Origin of the sequence: Chitinophaga alhagiae (genome assembly GCF_003568665.1) — a bacterium.
GTDB lineage: Bacteria > Bacteroidota > Bacteroidia > Chitinophagales > Chitinophagaceae > Chitinophaga > Chitinophaga alhagiae.
This window is the reverse complement of sequence record NZ_QXMH01000002.1, coordinates 178,226-194,812: the sequence shown is the minus strand read 5'-3', so window position 1 is coordinate 194,812 and position 16,587 is coordinate 178,226. Positions and strand designations below refer to the sequence as shown.

At 54.2% G+C, this 16,587-nt stretch carries 17 protein-coding genes; 8 read left to right on the top strand and 9 right to left on the bottom strand.

Going from position 1 to position 16,587, the window contains the following annotated elements; genetic code table 11:
* Window positions 1-18 precede the first annotated feature (18 nt).
* Together D3A97_RS11610 and D3A97_RS11605 are read right to left on the bottom strand one after the other, a co-directional pair.
* Complete coding sequence (locus D3A97_RS11610) at window positions 19-1,749, bottom strand: ABC transporter ATP-binding protein (RefSeq protein ID WP_119078676.1); 1,731 nt, start codon at window positions 1,747-1,749, stop codon at window positions 19-21.
* A complete protein-coding gene (locus tag D3A97_RS11605; RefSeq protein ID WP_119078675.1) occupies window positions 1,746-2,516 on the bottom strand; it encodes an AMP nucleosidase in 771 nt (256 codons plus the stop codon). The genes D3A97_RS11610 and D3A97_RS11605 overlap by 4 nt, the downstream gene beginning before the upstream one ends.
* A gap of 64 nt (window positions 2,517-2,580) precedes the next feature.
* Between D3A97_RS11605 and D3A97_RS11600 the strand changes: the two genes are divergently transcribed.
* Window positions 2,581-3,054: a type I restriction enzyme HsdR N-terminal domain-containing protein gene (locus D3A97_RS11600; protein WP_119078674.1), complete on the top strand. Its 474-nt coding sequence runs from the start codon at window positions 2,581-2,583 to the stop codon at window positions 3,052-3,054.
* Window positions 3,055-3,212: 158 nt separating this feature from the next.
* Here D3A97_RS11600 and D3A97_RS11595 read toward each other — a convergent pair whose 3' ends face one another.
* The 4 genes from D3A97_RS11595 to D3A97_RS11580 form a co-directional block, all read right to left on the bottom strand.
* Window positions 3,213-4,649 carry a Glu/Leu/Phe/Val family dehydrogenase gene (locus D3A97_RS11595; protein ID WP_119078673.1) on the bottom strand — a complete coding sequence of 479 codons (1,437 nt, stop codon included), beginning with the start codon at window positions 4,647-4,649 and terminating at the stop codon, window positions 3,213-3,215.
* A 68-nt stretch (window positions 4,650-4,717) separates the two neighbouring features.
* Window positions 4,718-4,975, bottom strand: a complete 258-nt coding sequence (locus D3A97_RS11590) for a CcmD family protein (protein WP_157986491.1) — start codon at window positions 4,973-4,975, stop codon at window positions 4,718-4,720.
* On the bottom strand, window positions 4,968-5,717 hold the full coding sequence (gene ccsA / locus D3A97_RS11585) for a cytochrome c biogenesis protein CcsA (RefSeq protein ID WP_498365910.1): 750 nt from the start codon (window positions 5,715-5,717) through the stop codon (window positions 4,968-4,970). The genes D3A97_RS11590 and ccsA overlap by 8 nt, the downstream gene beginning before the upstream one ends.
* A gap of 61 nt (window positions 5,718-5,778) precedes the next feature.
* Window positions 5,779-6,441 (bottom strand): heme exporter protein CcmB, encoded by a 663-nt coding sequence (locus D3A97_RS11580; RefSeq protein WP_119078670.1) that lies wholly within the window; start codon window positions 6,439-6,441, stop codon window positions 5,779-5,781.
* 37 nt (window positions 6,442-6,478) lie between these two features.
* Here D3A97_RS11580 and accC point away from each other — a divergent pair, with 37 nt between their 5' ends.
* Window positions 6,479-7,969, top strand: a complete 1,491-nt coding sequence (accC, locus tag D3A97_RS11575) for an acetyl-CoA carboxylase biotin carboxylase subunit (protein WP_119079540.1) — start codon at window positions 6,479-6,481, stop codon at window positions 7,967-7,969.
* A 72-nt stretch (window positions 7,970-8,041) separates the two neighbouring features.
* Here accC and D3A97_RS11570 read toward each other — a convergent pair whose 3' ends face one another.
* Together D3A97_RS11570 and D3A97_RS11565 are read right to left on the bottom strand one after the other, a co-directional pair.
* A complete protein-coding gene (locus D3A97_RS11570) occupies window positions 8,042-8,464 on the bottom strand; it encodes a GtrA family protein (protein ID WP_232825941.1) in 423 nt (140 codons plus the stop codon).
* A gap of 156 nt (window positions 8,465-8,620) precedes the next feature.
* A complete protein-coding gene (locus D3A97_RS11565; RefSeq protein ID WP_119078668.1) occupies window positions 8,621-9,190 on the bottom strand; it encodes a thymidine kinase in 570 nt (189 codons plus the stop codon).
* 89 nt (window positions 9,191-9,279) lie between these two features.
* On the opposite strand from D3A97_RS11565, the gene D3A97_RS11560 reads away from it, so the two are divergent.
* Complete coding sequence (locus tag D3A97_RS11560; protein ID WP_119078667.1) at window positions 9,280-10,143, top strand: DUF8457 domain-containing protein; 864 nt, start codon at window positions 9,280-9,282, stop codon at window positions 10,141-10,143.
* 31 nt (window positions 10,144-10,174) lie between these two features.
* Here the strand turns inward: D3A97_RS11560 and D3A97_RS11555 are convergent, their stop codons facing one another.
* On the bottom strand, window positions 10,175-11,437 hold the full coding sequence (locus D3A97_RS11555) for a 3-deoxy-D-manno-octulosonic acid transferase (RefSeq protein WP_119078666.1): 1,263 nt from the start codon (window positions 11,435-11,437) through the stop codon (window positions 10,175-10,177).
* 101 nt (window positions 11,438-11,538) lie between these two features.
* Here D3A97_RS11555 and D3A97_RS11550 point away from each other — a divergent pair, with 101 nt between their 5' ends.
* From D3A97_RS11550 to rfbC, 5 genes are read left to right on the top strand one after another with little or no spacing between them, the layout of a single operon-like run.
* A complete protein-coding gene (locus D3A97_RS11550; protein ID WP_119078665.1) occupies window positions 11,539-12,666 on the top strand; it encodes a DegT/DnrJ/EryC1/StrS family aminotransferase in 1,128 nt (375 codons plus the stop codon).
* Window positions 12,667-12,673: 7 nt separating this feature from the next.
* Window positions 12,674-13,987, top strand: a complete 1,314-nt coding sequence (locus tag D3A97_RS11545; RefSeq protein WP_119078664.1) for a UDP-glucose dehydrogenase family protein — start codon at window positions 12,674-12,676, stop codon at window positions 13,985-13,987.
* A 13-nt stretch (window positions 13,988-14,000) separates the two neighbouring features.
* A complete protein-coding gene (locus D3A97_RS11540) occupies window positions 14,001-14,945 on the top strand; it encodes a UDP-glucuronic acid decarboxylase family protein (RefSeq protein ID WP_119078663.1) in 945 nt (314 codons plus the stop codon).
* A 26-nt stretch (window positions 14,946-14,971) separates the two neighbouring features.
* On the top strand, window positions 14,972-16,027 hold the full coding sequence (gene rfbB / locus D3A97_RS11535; protein WP_119078662.1) for a dTDP-glucose 4,6-dehydratase: 1,056 nt from the start codon (window positions 14,972-14,974) through the stop codon (window positions 16,025-16,027).
* A complete protein-coding gene (gene rfbC / locus D3A97_RS11530) occupies window positions 16,027-16,587 on the top strand; it encodes a dTDP-4-dehydrorhamnose 3,5-epimerase (RefSeq protein WP_119078661.1) in 561 nt (186 codons plus the stop codon). The genes rfbB and rfbC overlap by 1 nt, the downstream gene beginning before the upstream one ends.

Below are 16,587 nucleotides of genomic sequence, written 5' to 3'. Positions count from 1 at the left end.
TACTTCATCAAAAAAAGTCTACCGGCCGGGTATGGCGGCAATTAACTGCCGGGTGTAGGCAGACCGCGGCCGGTGATACACCTCCCCTGCCGGCCCCATTTCCTCAATTTTGCCTTTGTTCATCACCATCATGCGGTCACTCATAAAATGTACCACAGATAGGTTATGTGAAATAAATATATATGTAAAGTTAAACTCGTGCTGCAGTTGTACCAGCAGGTTGAGCACCTGCGCCTGTACGCTGACATCCAGCGCGGAAACGGACTCGTCACAAATAATGAACTCGGGGTTTAGCGCCAGGGCCCTGGCTATCACAATGCGCTGGCGTTGCCCGCCCGAAAACTCGTGGGGGTAGCGGTGGTAATGTTCCGGGCGCAGGTTTACCTTTTCCAGCAGTTCCAGCACTTTTTCCTTGCGGGCACGGTCACCGGCATAAAGACCATGCACCTGCATAGGCTCCATAATAGCCTGGCCTACGGTGATGCGCGGGTTGAGGGAGGAATACGGGTCCTGAAAGATCAGTTGCACATGCCGCCTCATTTCCCGCATGTCTGCGGGAGAAAGGCTGCGGAGGTCCCGCCCTTTATAGATGATCTGCCCGTGCGTAGGCTCTATCAGCCTGAGCAGCGTCCGGCTCAGGGTGGTTTTGCCGCAACCGGACTCACCCACCAGGCCCAGGGTTTCCCCTTCCCGCACTTCAAAGCTCACATCGTCTACGGCTTTCGTCCACTGCCGTACTTTTCCCAACAGGCTGCGCCGGCGTGGGAACCAGGTGCTGAGGCCTTCTACCTTCAGCAGCGGCGGGCGTTCTTCCAGCATGGCGGCGCGGGCGGCAAGGTCTTTTTCCGGCAGCACAAGCGAGCGTACAAAAGCATCTACATCGGCTGCGCGGCCTTCTTCCAGGAAGTCTCCCACCACCGGCAGGCGCCGCAGGCGCAATTCCAGCGGCGGGCGACAGGCCAGCAGGCCTTTGGTATATGGATGTTGGGGATGGCTGAAAATATCCGCCACCGCTCCTTCCTCCACCACATTTCCTTTATACATCACCGCCACCCGGGTAGCTATTTCTGCTATCACGCCCAGGTCATGGGTAATAAACACCACACTCATCCCCATTTCCTGCTGCAGCTCCCGCAGCAGTTCCAGGATGGTTTTCTGTACGGTAACGTCCAGCGCGGTGGTGGGCTCGTCTGCGATAAGCAGCCGCGGGCCACAACTGATGGCCATAGCGATCATGACCCTTTGTTTCTGGCCGCCTGACAGTTCATGCGGGTATTTCTCATAGGCTTCCCCCGGGTGGGGAATGCGCACCCTTTCAAACAGGGCAATGGCCTGGCGCCGCGCTTCGCCGGCCGGCACCTGTTTATGCAGGCGGATGGCTTCCGCTACCTGGTGGCCGCAGGTGTGCAGCGGGTTCAGCGAGGTCATCGGTTCCTGGAAGATCATGGCAATTTCGGCGCCCCGGAACGCCCGCATTTTAGCGGGCGGCAATTGCAGGAGGTTAACGGGGAGCTTCCCCGGCGGCTGGTAGATGATCTCTCCGGAGCTGATGCGGCCAGGGGCCTGTATCAGCCGCATGAGGCTGAGCGCCGTAACAGACTTCCCGGAACCGGACTCTCCCACAATACCCAGTATTTCACCAGGCATGATGTTCAGCGAAATATGATTGACGGCCGTAACCGTTTCCTCTTCGGAATGGAAGGTAACCGCCAGGTCACGGATAGAAATGAAAGGCTGGGAATGGCTCAAAAGCGCAGGTGTTTAACGGTTTGGTGACTGTTGATGAGGTTCTTGAGAGAATCTACCCCAATTTTCAGGTGGCGCTCTACGTACTCGTTCGTTACTTTTTTATCACTCTCCTCCGTTTTCACACCTTCGGGCACCATGGGTTGGTCGGATACCAGCAGCAGCGCGCCCGTGGGTATTTTGTTATAAAACCCTACGGAAAAAATAGTGGCCGTTTCCATGTCAATGGCCATGGTGCGGATGCGTTCCAGGTATTTCTTGAAATCCCCGTCGTGTTCCCACACCCGGCGGTTGGTGCTGTAGCAGGTACCCGTCCAGTAGTCACATCCGTATTCCCGGATGGTGGTTGAAATGGCCTTTTGCAGGGCAAAAGCAGGCAGGGCAGGCACTTCTGGCGGAAAATAGTCGTTAGACGTACCTTCCCCGCGGATGGCCGCAATGGGAAGGATGAGGTCCCCAATGCTGTTCTTCTTCTTCAGCCCCCCGCATTTCCCGAGAAAGAGCACCGCCTTGGGCATAATGGCGCTCAACAGGTCCATAACGGTGGCCGCACCGGGGCTGCCCATCCCGAAATTGATGATGGTAATATCATCCGCCGTGCAACATTGCATAGGTTTATCCGTCCCAATGATGCGGGCTTTATTCCATTGGGCGAACATGGTAACGTAGTTGGAAAAATTGGTCAGGAGAATATGGGAACCGAAGTTCTCCAGCTTCTCACCGGTGTACCGGGGAAGCCAGTTAGCTACTATCTCTTCTTTCGTCTTCATAGCCTTTTGACAAGTGAATGTAATGTTTTTTCACGAATCAGCCAGCGTTCAGTAGTTTTACGGCATGATCAGCATCAGTTTTCCCCCGCCTGATTTCCGCATTGTAGCCCGGCAAGGGCAGGATATGATTTTTGACCCTTTCCGCAAGAAGTACGTGGTGCTTACGCCCGAAGAATGGGTGCGCCAGAACTTTCTCAACTACCTGGTGAAAAGCCGCGAGTACCCCGGCGCGCTGATGAGCATCGAAAAGGAAATGAACCTGGGTGAGTTGCGCAAACGCTGTGATATTGTGGTGTATTCCCGCGAGGCGGAGCCCTGGATGATCGTTGAATGCAAGGAGATGGGCGTGCCGCTGGGCATGCCGGTGCTGGAGCAGATCGTCAGGTATCACATGGCGTTGCCGGCCGCTTTCCTGGTCATAACCAACGGTACGCATACCTGGTGCTGCCGGCTAAACCCGGCGGGAGGCAGCTGGGAATTTGTGGAGGACCTGCCGGACTATCCGGCGCTGGCGCCGCCGGAAGAACAGGCGCTATAGTACCTGGATGCCCGGTGGGCAATTTCACCAAAAGCCCAGGCAGGCCTGCATGGCCAATGCATACCACTGCTCTCCGCGTTATGGGGCCACGCACGCCGAAAAAAAAGCGGGCATGCCGCACAACTGCGCCATACCCGCTTCCTGAAAGAATATTATCATCAGGGGAAAATGCCCAGCTGTTCGTAAGCCGCGCCCACTTTATCTATGGCGCAAACGTACGCGGCCGTGCGCATGTCCTTGATCTTTTTATGCTCCAGTGATTTTTCGCGCACTTCGTGCAGCGCGGTGATCATGGTCTCTTCGAGGCCGGAATACACCAGGTCTACCTCATCGGCGCCGTGTGCAATGAACTTTCTTTCCTTTTCAGACACCTTCTTGCCGGTCAGTTCCTCTATCTGGCCCAGGATGTGAATGTTCATGTTTTCGTCGAACCGTTTGCCCAGGCGGCCATAACGCACATGGCTCAGGTTTTTCAGCCATTCAAAGTAGGATACGGTAACGCCGCCCGCATTCAGGAACATGTCCGGCACCACGATCACGCCTTTTTTGGCCAGTATCTCGTCTGCCTCGGGCGTGAGCGGGCCATTGGCCGCTTCGCCGATGATCTTTGCCTTTACGCGGGGCGCATTTTCTTCATGTATCACGTTTTCCAGCGCGGCGGGTATGAGAATGTCGCATTCCAGCTCCAGGCCGTCCGTATTTTTCTTGAGGTTTTTGGCGCCGGGGAACCCTACAATAGAGCCGGTTTCGTTCCGGTGCTTCAGCACAGCGTCAGGGTTGAGGCCTTTGGAATTGTAGATGGCGCCGTCATATTCTATCAGGCAGATCACTTTGGCGCCCGCTTCGTGGAAGTACTTGGCCGCGTGGTAGCCCACGTTCCCCATCCCCTGAACGATCACGGTTTTGCCATCCAGGCCGGGCTCCAGGCCCAGGCGCTTCATGTCTTCCTTCACATTGCACAACTCCCGCAGGCCGTAAAATACGCCCAGGCCGGTAGCTTCCTTGCGGCCCCTTACCCCGCCCTGGGATACGGGTTTGCCGGTTACGCAGCCATAGCCGTCTATTTCACCGGGCCGCAGGCTCATATAGGTATCCAGTATCCAGCTCATCTCCCTTTCTCCCGTACCATAGTCAGGCGCCGGTACGTCTATGCCGGGGCCAATGAAGTTCTTTTTCACCAGTTCAGCGGTATAGCGGCGGGTAATGTTTTCCAGCTGAAAGGGGCTGTAGTTGCGGGGGTTGATCTTGATACCGCCCTTTGCGCCACCGAACGGCACATTTACAATGGCGCATTTGTAGGTCATGAGGGCGGCCAGGGCCATCACTTCGTCCTGGTTCACTTCTTCGCTGAAACGGATGCCGCCTTTACAGGGGAGTTTGTGGTGGGAATGCTGTACGCGGTAGGCCTCAATTACTTCGATATTCTCTCCTACCCGTACCGGGAATTTGATGCGGTATACTGCGTTACAGGCCTTGATCTGTTCCAGTATCCCGTTTCTCCATTTGGTAAACTGCGCAGCTTTGTCGAAACTCATTTCCACGCTGTGGAAAAAGTTATAGTGCTGTTCTTGCGCCAGCGCTTTTGCTTTAGCCATAAAAAACGGTTTAGATATGTTGTTTTGGTGTTTTGGTGCTTTGCTGTATGGTATGGCTATGGGCTTGCTTATTCTTTTTCCAGCCTGGTAAGGCGCCTGTCCAGCCTCACCAGGTATAACACGAGGCAAATGAAAATGATCACCAGCAGGCCCACGGCCACATAAATTTTTGAGTTGCTCCTGAAAAATTCGTTGACGGGGCCGGTTTCGGTGTTCTGTTGCTGGGTAGCGCCGTCTATTACGCGGGTGGCGGTGTCCTGGCCGAGAACGGCGGTACAGAGAAACATGAGGCCGGCCAAAAGTAAAAAGCTAAATCTGTTAGCCATGAAGAATATTTTTTAATTCGAGTCTTTTATAACGGTTCCGTAAGGTATAGATCCAGATGCCGAGCAGCGTCCACCCGATGAAGGCGGGCCACAGTACCATTTTGATGGTGCCGGCCGTATCCTGGGAGCTGAAACCCGGGCTGCTGGCGCTGCCGGGGTGTAAAGACTCCACCATTCTCGGGATGATATAGGTAAGCGGTATCAGCAGGGCAAAGGCAAATACGTTGAAAATGGCAGATACGCGGGCCCTTTTGTCAAGGTCTGTAAAAGAAAGCCGGAGCACCAGGTAGGCCATGTAAATGGCCAGGGCAATAGCCGTGGTCATCTGTTTGGGATCGTTCACGATGGTGCCGCCCCAGGTGTAGGTAGACCACAGCATGCCGGTCAGGAAGCCCATAACGCCAAACAGCACGCCCACACTGGCGGCGCTGGAAGCGCGGATATCCCGCCGCAGGTCATTTGTAGAGAGGTACCAGATGGAGTTGACCACCGAAATAGAGAAGAGCGTGTACATGCTCATCCACATGGGCAAGTGAAAGAAAATACTGCGTGCCGCCTGCTGGTTGTTGCCGATGGAAGGCACTTTTATCAGAAAACCGCCGATGATAACGTACAGCAGCAGTACCACCGCCAAAATTTTCCACCAATGTTTAGCCATTGTTCTAAAGAAATATGTGGAGGCAAACCTACAGGTTTTAGCGTTAACCGCAAAGCGAAAAAGGGATTTTGATGTTTGGTGCAGCAGAAAGCGGAATGCTTGAAAAACCTTTACTGCCGGGGCCGTTTTGTTAAAAAAAGCATGGTTATTCCTTCCAGAGATACGGGAAAAGGATCAGGGCCAGGGCTATTACCAGCACGTCCATGCCCCCCAGCAGGAGGAACATGCCCGGCAGGCCCGGCTGTACCACGGGAATAAAGGCGCTGCGCGAAATGTTGGCCAGCAGCATCAGCACCGGCATGATGAGGGGAAAACCCATGATGGCCATGAGGGCCGCGTTCTGGCTGGCCTGGGCGGCAATGGCGGCCAACATGGTGAAAAGCAGGGACAGGCTGACGCCGCCCAGTACCACCACTCCCAGGAAATACAGGGGGTGAATGAGCGGGTTGCCCAGGAAAATGATGCAGCACACGTAAGATACCAGGCTCATGACCGTCATCAGCAACAGGTTATAGATCAGCTTCGCCGTAATAAAATAACGGGGATGTACCAACGAATAGTAATATAGCAGGCGCCCCCGGTTTTCCTGCAGAAAGCTCTTGGCCACGGCATTCACGCATACAAACAGCTGTACCACCCAAAACAGGGCGTTCCATATCCGCTCTTCCGGCTGGCCCACCATCAGGTTGATCACGAACACGGTGGAAAATACGTACAGGAGTATGCCAAACAGGGCGTGGCGCTGCCGCCACTCCAGCAGGAGGTCTTTTTTGACGAGGGCCACTATGCGGGAAAGAGAACTTTTCACGCCGGCAAAGATAACCTCGTTTGGTTTATATTCGCGTATGCAAAAAATTGTAGTTGCCAACCGCGGAGAAATAGCGCTGCGGGTGATGCGTTCAGCCAGGGAAATGGGAATAGCCACTGTAGCGGTGTTTTCAGAAGCAGACCGGAACATGCCTTTTGTGCAATATGCAGACGAAGCGGTGTGCATAGGCCCCGCCCCCAGCAGCCAGAGCTACCTGCTGGGAGACAAGATCATAGCCGCCGCCAGGGATACCGGCGCGGATGCCATACACCCGGGCTACGGTTTTCTCAGTGAGAACGCAAAATTTGCGCAGGCCGTAAAAGACGCAGGACTGATATTTATAGGCCCCTCCCCCTCTTCCATAGAGGTAATGGGCAGCAAACTGGCCGCCAAACAAGCCGCCCAGCGTTTTGGCGTACCCATGGTGCCCGGCACGGAAACCCCGCTCCGCAGTATTGACGAGGCCCGGGAAGTAGTGAAAAAGACCGGCTTCCCCATCCTGATCAAGGCTTCCGCCGGCGGCGGCGGCAAGGGCATGCGGGTGGTGCAGCAGGAGGCCGAGCTGGAAGAGCAGGTGCGCCTTGCCAAAAGCGAAGCCCTCAGCGCCTTTGGAGACGATGCCGTGTTCATTGAAAAATACGTGGGCGCCCCGCGCCATATTGAGATACAGGTGCTGGGAGACCAGCATGGCAATTGCGTACACCTGTTTGAAAGGGAATGCTCCATTCAGCGGCGCCACCAGAAGCTGATAGAAGAAGCCCCGTCGTCCGTGCTCACCCCTGCCATCCGCGAGGCCATGGGAAAATGCGCGGTAGACGTGGCCCGCGCCTGTGACTATTACGGCGCCGGTACGGTAGAGTTCCTGGTAGACGAGCAGTTGAACTTCTATTTCCTCGAAATGAACACCCGCCTGCAGGTAGAGCACCCCGTTACGGAAATGATCACCGGCCTGGACCTTGTAAAAGAGCAGATCCGGATAGCGCGCGGCGAAAAGCTCTCTATTACCCAGGAGCAGCTGCGGATCAGCGGCCATGCCATAGAGCTGCGCCTCTGTGCGGAAGACCCCGCCAACAACTTCCTGCCAGACACCGGCCGCCTGGAAATTTACATCCGCCCGCAGGGTTACGGCGTACGGGTAGATGACGGGTACGAGCAGGGCATGGACATCCCTATTTTTTATGACCCCATGATCGCCAAGCTCATTGCCTGGGGCGCCACCCGCGAAGAAGCGAGGCTGCGGCTGCTGCGGGCCATAGACGAATATCACGTTACCGGCATCCGCACTACCCTTCCTTTCGGCAAATGGGCGCTGCAGCAGCCCGCTTTCATTAACGGCCGGTTCGACACCAATTTCATCGGCAAATACTTCACCCCCCAGGCGCTCAACGGGCAGAATGAGGAGGAAGAAAAAGCAGCGGCCATACTGGCGGCGCAACTGTGGCAAAAGGCCGTAAAACCGCAAACACCTGTAGCAAATGGCGGCCAGAACGGCCTCTCCCGATGGAAACAGCGGAGGAGACTGCGATAAACACCATTGAACAACGGGAGAACGAGCCGGCAGGAACAGCGCCTCCTGTTTGCATCAAAACTTGAATGGGCGTTAAGGCTCCGCCTTCACCTTGAACGTAAACTTCTTTTGTGTAATGTAGCTGAAACACACCACCAGTATAGTGGTGAGGATTTTGGCGATGGTAGGGTAAAACCGGCAGTATTCCACAAACAACTTCATAAACACGTAGTTAAACAGCAGGCAAACGCCCACCAGTATGAAGTAGCGCACGAGCTGCGTACGCCCGCGGAGGTTGGATTCGGAGAACACAATGTACTTGTTCAGCAGGAAACCGGTAGGGAAACTCACAAAAAAAGCCATCAGCACGGCCGCAATATGCGCGCTGATCGTAATGAAGGGCAAATGCACCATTTCCTTGTCCAGGATGAAGTTGTAGCAGATAAAGAACAGGAAAATATCCAGCAGGGTGTTACCGCCCCCGCAGGCCAGGTAGCGGAAGGTCTGGAAAGGCATAATTTTCGCAAAAGGCCTATAAAAAAAAGCCAGGATATTGATGATCAACTGCTTCATGCTGAAAACGCGGCAAAGCTACAAATGAATTGCTAAATAAAGGGTATTGCAGGCAGATTTTAACAATATGACCGGCCGCATCGTAAAATTCAGCCCGGCTCAGGGCACATGATGGTAACAATACCGGCAGCGCGGCTCGTACAGGTCTTTTTCTCCCAGCAGCACCGTACTGGTGTTTGCGCTTTTACGAAAAGAGTGCGTGGCAATATTGCCGCATTGCACGCAAATGGCGTGCAGCTTGGTGATGTATTCCGCCTGGGCCAGCAACGCAGGCACGGGGCCAAAGGGGGCGCCCTGGAAGTTCATGTCAAGCCCCGCCACGATCACCCTGATGCCGCTGAGCGCCAGCTGGTCACACACGGCGGGCAGCTCCATGTCAAAAAATTGCGCCTCGTCTATGCCTACCACGTCTACCCCCTGCCCCAGCAGCAATATTTGCTGGGAGCTTTCTACCGGGGTGGACAATATCTTCGATTCATCGTGCGAAACGATGTTTTGCTCATCATACCGTGTATCCATGGCCGGCTTGAAGATCTCTACAGACAGGTTGGCGATGCGCGCCCGTTTGAGGCGGCGTATCAGCTCTTCCGTTTTACCGGAAAACATAGACCCGCAGATCACTTCTATCCATCCCCGGCGACCTCCTGTAAGAGAAGGTTCAATAAACATATTATAGTATTTTGATTACTAAGTGGTTAAAAAAGTATAACTTAGTGCAAATAAAATAATTTCTATCAGATGGCGTTAACAATTAAGGCATGGAAAAGATAAGTGCATTAATTGACAAACTGCAGGAATTAAAAAACTCCAATGCAGGTTTGCAAACCATATCCTACTATACACAATTGCTGCAGGCGGAAATACTCCACCAGCGCAATGTGCAGAAGCAGCAGGAACTGAGGGGAAATGGCCATGTAGCGGTCATAATGCCCGCGCATGCGCCAGTGCTGGAAAAACCGGCGCCCGCACCTCCTCCTCCGGCAGCAGACGTAGCGGCCCCCGCTACGGAAACAGCGCCGCCGGAAACACCGCAGCCCGCGCCTGAACAGGCACCTTTCTCTCCCGCCGCAACGCCGCCGGAAAGAACATTTTCCGCGCCCGCGGCAACCACGCAGGTAGTGCCCCCGGAGAAAACACCCGTGGCAGCCCCGCCTTCACCGGCCTCAAACGGCCATGGTAACGGTTACGCGCCAGACCGGGTGCCTGTAAAGGAAAAACCGGTAGCCGCCACCCTTTTTGATCCGCCTCCGCCGCAAAAAACCGGTCATGACAATGGTAACATCCGCCAGGAGCTGAATGAGCTGGTGGGCAAACACGCCCCTTCCCTTAACGATTCGCTGCGTAGCGCCGGCAATGTGGAACTGGGAGAAAAACTGGGCGGCCTGGGCGTGAACGACCTGAAAAACGCCATTGGCATTAACGACAAATTCCAGTTCATACAGGAGCTTTTCCGGGGAGACAAAACTATGTACGAGCGTTCTATTAAAACCATCAATGAAAGTACTTCCCTGCAGGAAGCCGTATACTGGATCGAGCGGGAACTGAAGATCAAACTGGGCTGGAATGAAAATGACCAGCTGGTGCAACACTTCTATTTGCTCGTCAGGAAACGGTTCTCCTGAATGCAGACCGCTTGCTGAAGCGCTTTGCTGCCTACTCCTCCAGGAAACGTTTTTCCTGGATATACCGCATGATCTTTTCTGTAGCTCCCTGGTGTTCTTCCACAAAACGCCCCGTTATTTCTGCCACCTGCTGGTAGTAATACGCATCATTGAGCGCTTCAATGCTCTCCCGCAAGGAGGTCACGTCGTTGACCACAATGGCCCCGCGCAGGTGTACCAGTATTTCCGCTTCATTGAACTGGTGGTAGATGGGCCCGATGATCACCGGTTTGCTGTAGGTAGCCGGTTCCAGTATGTTGTGGATGCCCTCCTTCCCAAAACCGCCGCCCACATAGGAAATGCTGCTGTAGCGGTAAAGAGCGGACAGCATGCCTACATTGTCTATCACCAGCACCTTTCCCCCCGCGCCGCTCCCGCCGGCAAAGGCAGAATACAGCACGGCATCCGGGAAGAGGCGGGTAATATCCCGGAGGTGGGCCTCATTAATTTCGTGCGGGGCCAGTACCAGTTGCCGGCCTCCCTGCCCGCCGTCATACCACCATTGCGCCAGCAGCTCTTCGTCTGCCGGCCAGGTGCTGCCGGCCACCAGTACCCTGGCGCCGGTAATGAACCTTTCTATTTCCGGGAGGGCCACCGGGTGCTGCCGCAACGCCCAAACGCGGTCAAAGCGGGTATCTCCCGCCAACGTTACCTGCTGAACGCCAATGTTATGCAACAGCGTGAGCGAGGCCTCGTTCTGCACAAAAAGATGGTCCATTTGCCGCAGCAGCCGGCGGAACAGGCCGCCATACCACTTAAAGAACACCTGCTGCGGCCGAAAGATGCCGGAAATCAGCATCACCGGCACCTTCCGGGCGTGCAGGGTGCTGAGGTAATGGTACCAGAACTCATATTTGATGAAAACCGCCAGCCGGGGCTGTACAATGTCCAGGAAACGGGCGGCATGGGCCGCGGTATCCAGCGGGAGATAACAGACGTGGTCCGCCCCGGGGTAGTTTTTCCGCACCTCGTAGCCGGAGGGGGAAAAGAAGGTCAGCAATATCTTATGGGCCGGGTAGGCCTTGCGCATGGCCTCCAGTATGGGCCGGCCCTGCTCAAACTCCCCCAGCGAGGCGGCATGCACCCATATAACAGGCTGCCTGCCCTGCATGGCGGCTTTGAGGGACGGCCAGTTGTTTTCACGGCCATTCAGCCACTGTTGCGCCTTTCTGTTCTTCCCGGGAGAAGCCGAAAGCCGTACGGCCGCCTTGTACAGGCGGATACCGGTGTTATATAAAAAAAGCGATAAATCCACAGAATTGATCCTTAACTCAATAAATCGGTTACCTCACAAAGATAGTCCTACTGCCTAACTCAAAATTTGTAAATTTGCGGACTCAAAAAAAGATATCCTTCATGGTTCCTATTCAGATGGTGGATTTGAAACGCCAGTACAGCAAAATTAAGCCGCAGGTTGACGCTGCCATCCAGGAAGTGCTGGAAAGCGCCGCTTTTATCAACGGCGCCCCGGTGCAGCAGTTTGCCGGGGAGATGGGCCAATACCTGGGCTCCAAACATGTGATCAACTGCGCCAACGGCACGGATGCGCTGCAAATAGCCATGATGGCGCTGGGCCTGGAACCGGGCGATGAGGTGATCACGCCTTCCTTTACATTTATTGCCACAGCCGAGGTAATAGCCCTGCTGCGCCTCAAACCGGTATTTGTAGATATAGACCCGCAGACCTACTGCATAGACCCGCAGGCTATTGAAAAAGCCATCACGCCCAAAACCAGGGCCATTGTACCGGTACACCTGTACGGCCACAGCGCTAACATGGAAGCTATTATGGACGTTGCCGACCGTCATGGCCTGTATGTGATCGAAGACAATGCCCAGGCTATTGGCAGCCACTATACTACACAAAGCGGGCTCACTAAAAAAACGGGCACTTTCGGCCACATCGGCTGTACCTCCTTTTTCCCTTCCAAAAACCTGGGCTGTTACGGGGATGGCGGCGCCATTTTCACGGATGACGATGCGCTGGCGGACAAGATCAGGATGGTAGCCAACCACGGGCAATCTCAAAGGTATTATCACGACACGGTGGGGGTCAACAGCCGCCTGGATACCCTGCAGGCCGTAGTGCTGCGCATCAAGCTCCAGCTGCTGGACGAGTACATTGCCGCCCGCCGCGCCGTAGCGAACGCGTACACAACAGCGTTTGCCGGCATTCCGCAAATCGTTACACCGTACGAAGCACCTAACCAGTTACACGTGTACCACCAGTATACCCTGCAGCTGGAAGGCGCGGACCGCAACAAGTTACAGGCATACCTGCAGGAAAAACAGGTGCCTTCCATGATATATTACCCTGTACCGGCGCACCGCCAGAAAATGTTCGAGGGCATGGCTGACCTGCATCAGCACCTGCCGGTTACAGACACCCTGACCGGAAAAGTGATATCCCTGCCTATTCATACCGAAATGGATGAGGATCAGCTTTCTCACATAATAACCTCAGTTCAATCATTTTTAAACTAAGCCCCAGATGAAAATTACCGTTGTAGGCACTGGTTACGTAGGATTGGTTACCGGCACCTGCTTTGCAGAAACAGGCAATGACGTTACCTGCGTTGACATTGACATTAACAAAGTAAACAAACTCTCCGCCGGCCAGATCACTATCTATGAGCCCGGCCTCGAAAAGTTATTCGAAAGGAACCTGAAAGAAGGGCGCCTGCATTTTACCACCCAGCTGGCCGAAGGCATTAAAGACGCGCAGGTGATCTTCCTGGCGCTGCCAACCCCTCCGGGAGAAGACGGCTCTGCAGACCTCTCCTACATACTCAGGGTGGCAGACCAGTTGGGTAGCCTGCTGGCTGATTACAAGGTGATCGTAGACAAAAGCACCGTGCCCGTGGGCACCGCGGAAAAAGTACATGCGGCCATTGCTAAAAATGCCAAAGTGGAGTTTGACGTGGTGTCTAACCCCGAGTTCCTGCGGGAAGGGGTAGCCGTGGAAGACTTTATGAAGCCTGACCGCGTGGTGATAGGCACGCAATCTGAAAGAGCGCGCAAGCTCATGGGAGACCTGTACGGCCCCTTTGTACGCCAGGGCAACCCGGTTATTTTTATGGATGAAAAGTCTGCGGAACTGACCAAGTATGCCGCCAATTCCTTCCTCGCCACCAAAATTTCATTCATGAATGAAATTGCCATCCTCTGCGAAAAACTGGGGGCGGACGTAGACATGGTACGCAGGGGCATTGGCAGCGACGACCGTATTGGCAAACGCTTCCTGTTCCCAGGCATCGGCTACGGCGGCAGCTGCTTCCCTAAAGATGTGCAGGCCCTCGTAAGGTCCTCCCAGGAGGCGCAATACGATTTCAGGATACTGGAAGCCGTTATGGACGTGAACGAAAAACAGAAACTCTTCCTCCTGCCCAAAATACAGGCGTATTTCAACAACGATCTCAAAGGCAAACACTTCGCCCTGTGGGGCCTGGCCTTCAAGCCCAATACAGACGATATCAGGGAAGCGCCCGCGTTATATATCATTGACCAACTGGTGGCCGCCGGCGCCACGCTGTGCGTATTTGACCCGGAGGCGGCCGGTAATGTACAGCAACTGATCGGTGACAAGGTGCAGTATGCAGACAACCAGTATGCCGCGCTGGAAAATGCCGATGCGCTGATCATTGCTACGGAATGGAGCGTGTTCCGCACCCCTGACTTTGATAAAATAGCCGCCACCCTGAAACAGAAAGCCATTTTTGACGGCCGCAACCTCTTTGAGGTACCGCGCATGGCAGAATTGGGATACTATTACGAAAGCGTGGGCCGCCTGGCAGCTAAACCTTAAAACCTTGCCTGTTATGACAAACAAACGTGTATTGATCACCGGCGCCGCCGGTTTCCTCGGATCGCACCTGTGCGACCGTTTTATAAAAGAAGGGTTCCATGTAATAGGCATGGACAACCTGCTCACGGGCAATATCCGGAATATTGAACACCTGTTTCCCCTGAAACAGTTCGAATATTACCATCACGATGTGAGCAAATTTGTACATGTACCGGGAGAACTGGATTACATCCTGCACTTTGCCTCCCCCGCCAGCCCTATAGACTATCTGAAAATGCCGATCCAGACATTGAAGGTAGGCTCATTGGGCACGCATAACCTGCTGGGGCTGGCCAAGGAAAAAAAGGCCCGCATCCTGGTGGCGTCTACCTCGGAAGTATATGGCGATCCCAATGTTCACCCCCAGCCGGAAGAATACTGGGGCAATGTGAACCCTGTAGGGCCGCGCGGCGTGTACGACGAGGCCAAACGTTTTATGGAGTCCATTACCATGGCCTATCATAATTTTCACGGCGTAGATACCCGCATCATCCGTATTTTCAACACTTACGGCCCCCGCATGCGGCTGGATGACGGCCGCGCCCTGCCGGCGTTCATGAGCCAGGCCCTCACCGGCCAGGACCTCACCGTATTCGGAGATGGCTCTCAAACCCGGTCTTTCTGCTATGTAGATGACCTGGTGGAAGGCATTTACCGCCTGCTGATGAGCGACTATCACCTGCCCGTGAACATCGGCAACCCGGCAGAAATATCCCTGCTGCAGTTTGCGGAAGAAATTATTGCCCTCACCGGCACCAAACAGAAGATCATCTTCCAGCCCCTGCCCAAGGATGATCCCAAGCAGCGCAAGCCGGATATTACCAAGGCCAAACAGCTGCTGGGCTGGGAGCCGAAAGTAGACAGGAAAGACGGCCTGAAGATCACTTTCGAATATTTTAAACAGGCATTGGGAAAATAATTGCAAATTCCCGATAACTTCGAACTATGAAGAAAAACCTTTTGATCACCGGCGGAGCTGGCTTTATCGGTTCTCATGTGGTACGGCTGTTTGTTAACAAATACCCTGATTACCGCATTGTGAACGGAGATGCGCTGACGTATGCGGGCAACCTGGAAAACCTGGCAGACGTTAGCCGCCAGCCTAACTATGTATTCGAGAAGGTAGATATTACGGAAGAGAACGCCGTGAACGCTCTTTTTGAAAAATATCAGTTTGACGGCGTTATACACCTGGCCGCAGAAAGCCATGTAGACCGCTCTATTCTTGACCCGCTGGCATTTATCAAAACCAATGTGCTGGGTACCGCGGTATTGCTGAACGCCTGCAAAAAGTACTGGAAAGACCATATGGAGAACAAACGCTTCTACCATGTGTCTACAGATGAAGTGTATGGCTCGCTGGGCGAAGAAGGCCTCTTCACCGAAGAAACCCCCTACGATCCGCGCAGCCCGTATTCCGCTTCCAAAGCCAGTTCAGACCACTTTGTGAAAGCGTATTACCATACATATCACCTGCCGGTGGTACTGAGCAACTGCTCCAACAACTACGGCTCGCATCACTTTCCTGAAAAGCTGATACCGCTGGCCATTCATAATATCAGGAACAATAAGCCCGTACCGGTGTACGGGAAAGGCGAAAACGTACGCGACTGGCTGTTTGTGGAAGACCACGCCCGGGCCATTGACACCATTTTTCATGAAGGGCGCACCGGTGAGACCTACAACATTGGCGGCTTCAACGAGTGGAAGAACATTGACCTTATCCGCCTCCTATGCACCATTATGGACCGCAAACTGGGCCGGCCGGAAGGTACCTCCGCACAACTGATCACCTTTGTGAAAGACCGTGCCGGGCACGACCTCCGGTATGCTATTGACGCCACCAAACTCAACAAGGAACTGGGCTGGGCGCCCAGCCTGCAGTTTGAAGAAGGGCTGGAAAAAACGGTAGACTGGTACCTGGCCAACGAAGAATGGCTGCAGCATGTAACCAGCGGGGCCTATCAACAATATTACGAAACACAATACCAGCAGCGCTAATGCCATTTATTGAAACCGGTATACCGGATCTGCTGATCTACGAGCCTGTTGTGCATGGAGATCACCGGGGATATTTTTTTGAAAGTTACAATGCCAACACCTTCCGCGAAGGCGGCGTGAACATTGTATTTGTGCAGGATAACCAGGCCCGCTCCAGCTATGGCGTACTGCGGGGCCTTCATTTTCAGCGGGAGCCGTATGCGCAGACCAAGCTCATCCGGGTTTTGGAAGGCGCCATACTGGATGTGGTGGTAGACCTCCGCAAAGGCTCGCCGGCCTACGGGAAAGTATACACCATAGAACTTTCCGCCGAAAACAAACGCCAGTTGCTGGTACCCAAAGGTTTTGCACACGGTTACTCCGTACTGAGCGAAACAGCCGAAGTGATGTACAAATGCGATCAGTTCTATCACAAGGCGAGCGAGGGCGGTATTATTTACAATGATCCGGCGCTGGCCATTGACTGGGGCATTCCCTCCGCCGCTGCAAAAGTGTCTGAAAAAGACCTGGTGCTGCCGGTGCTGGCCAATTGCGAACATAATTTTGTATACAAATCATAA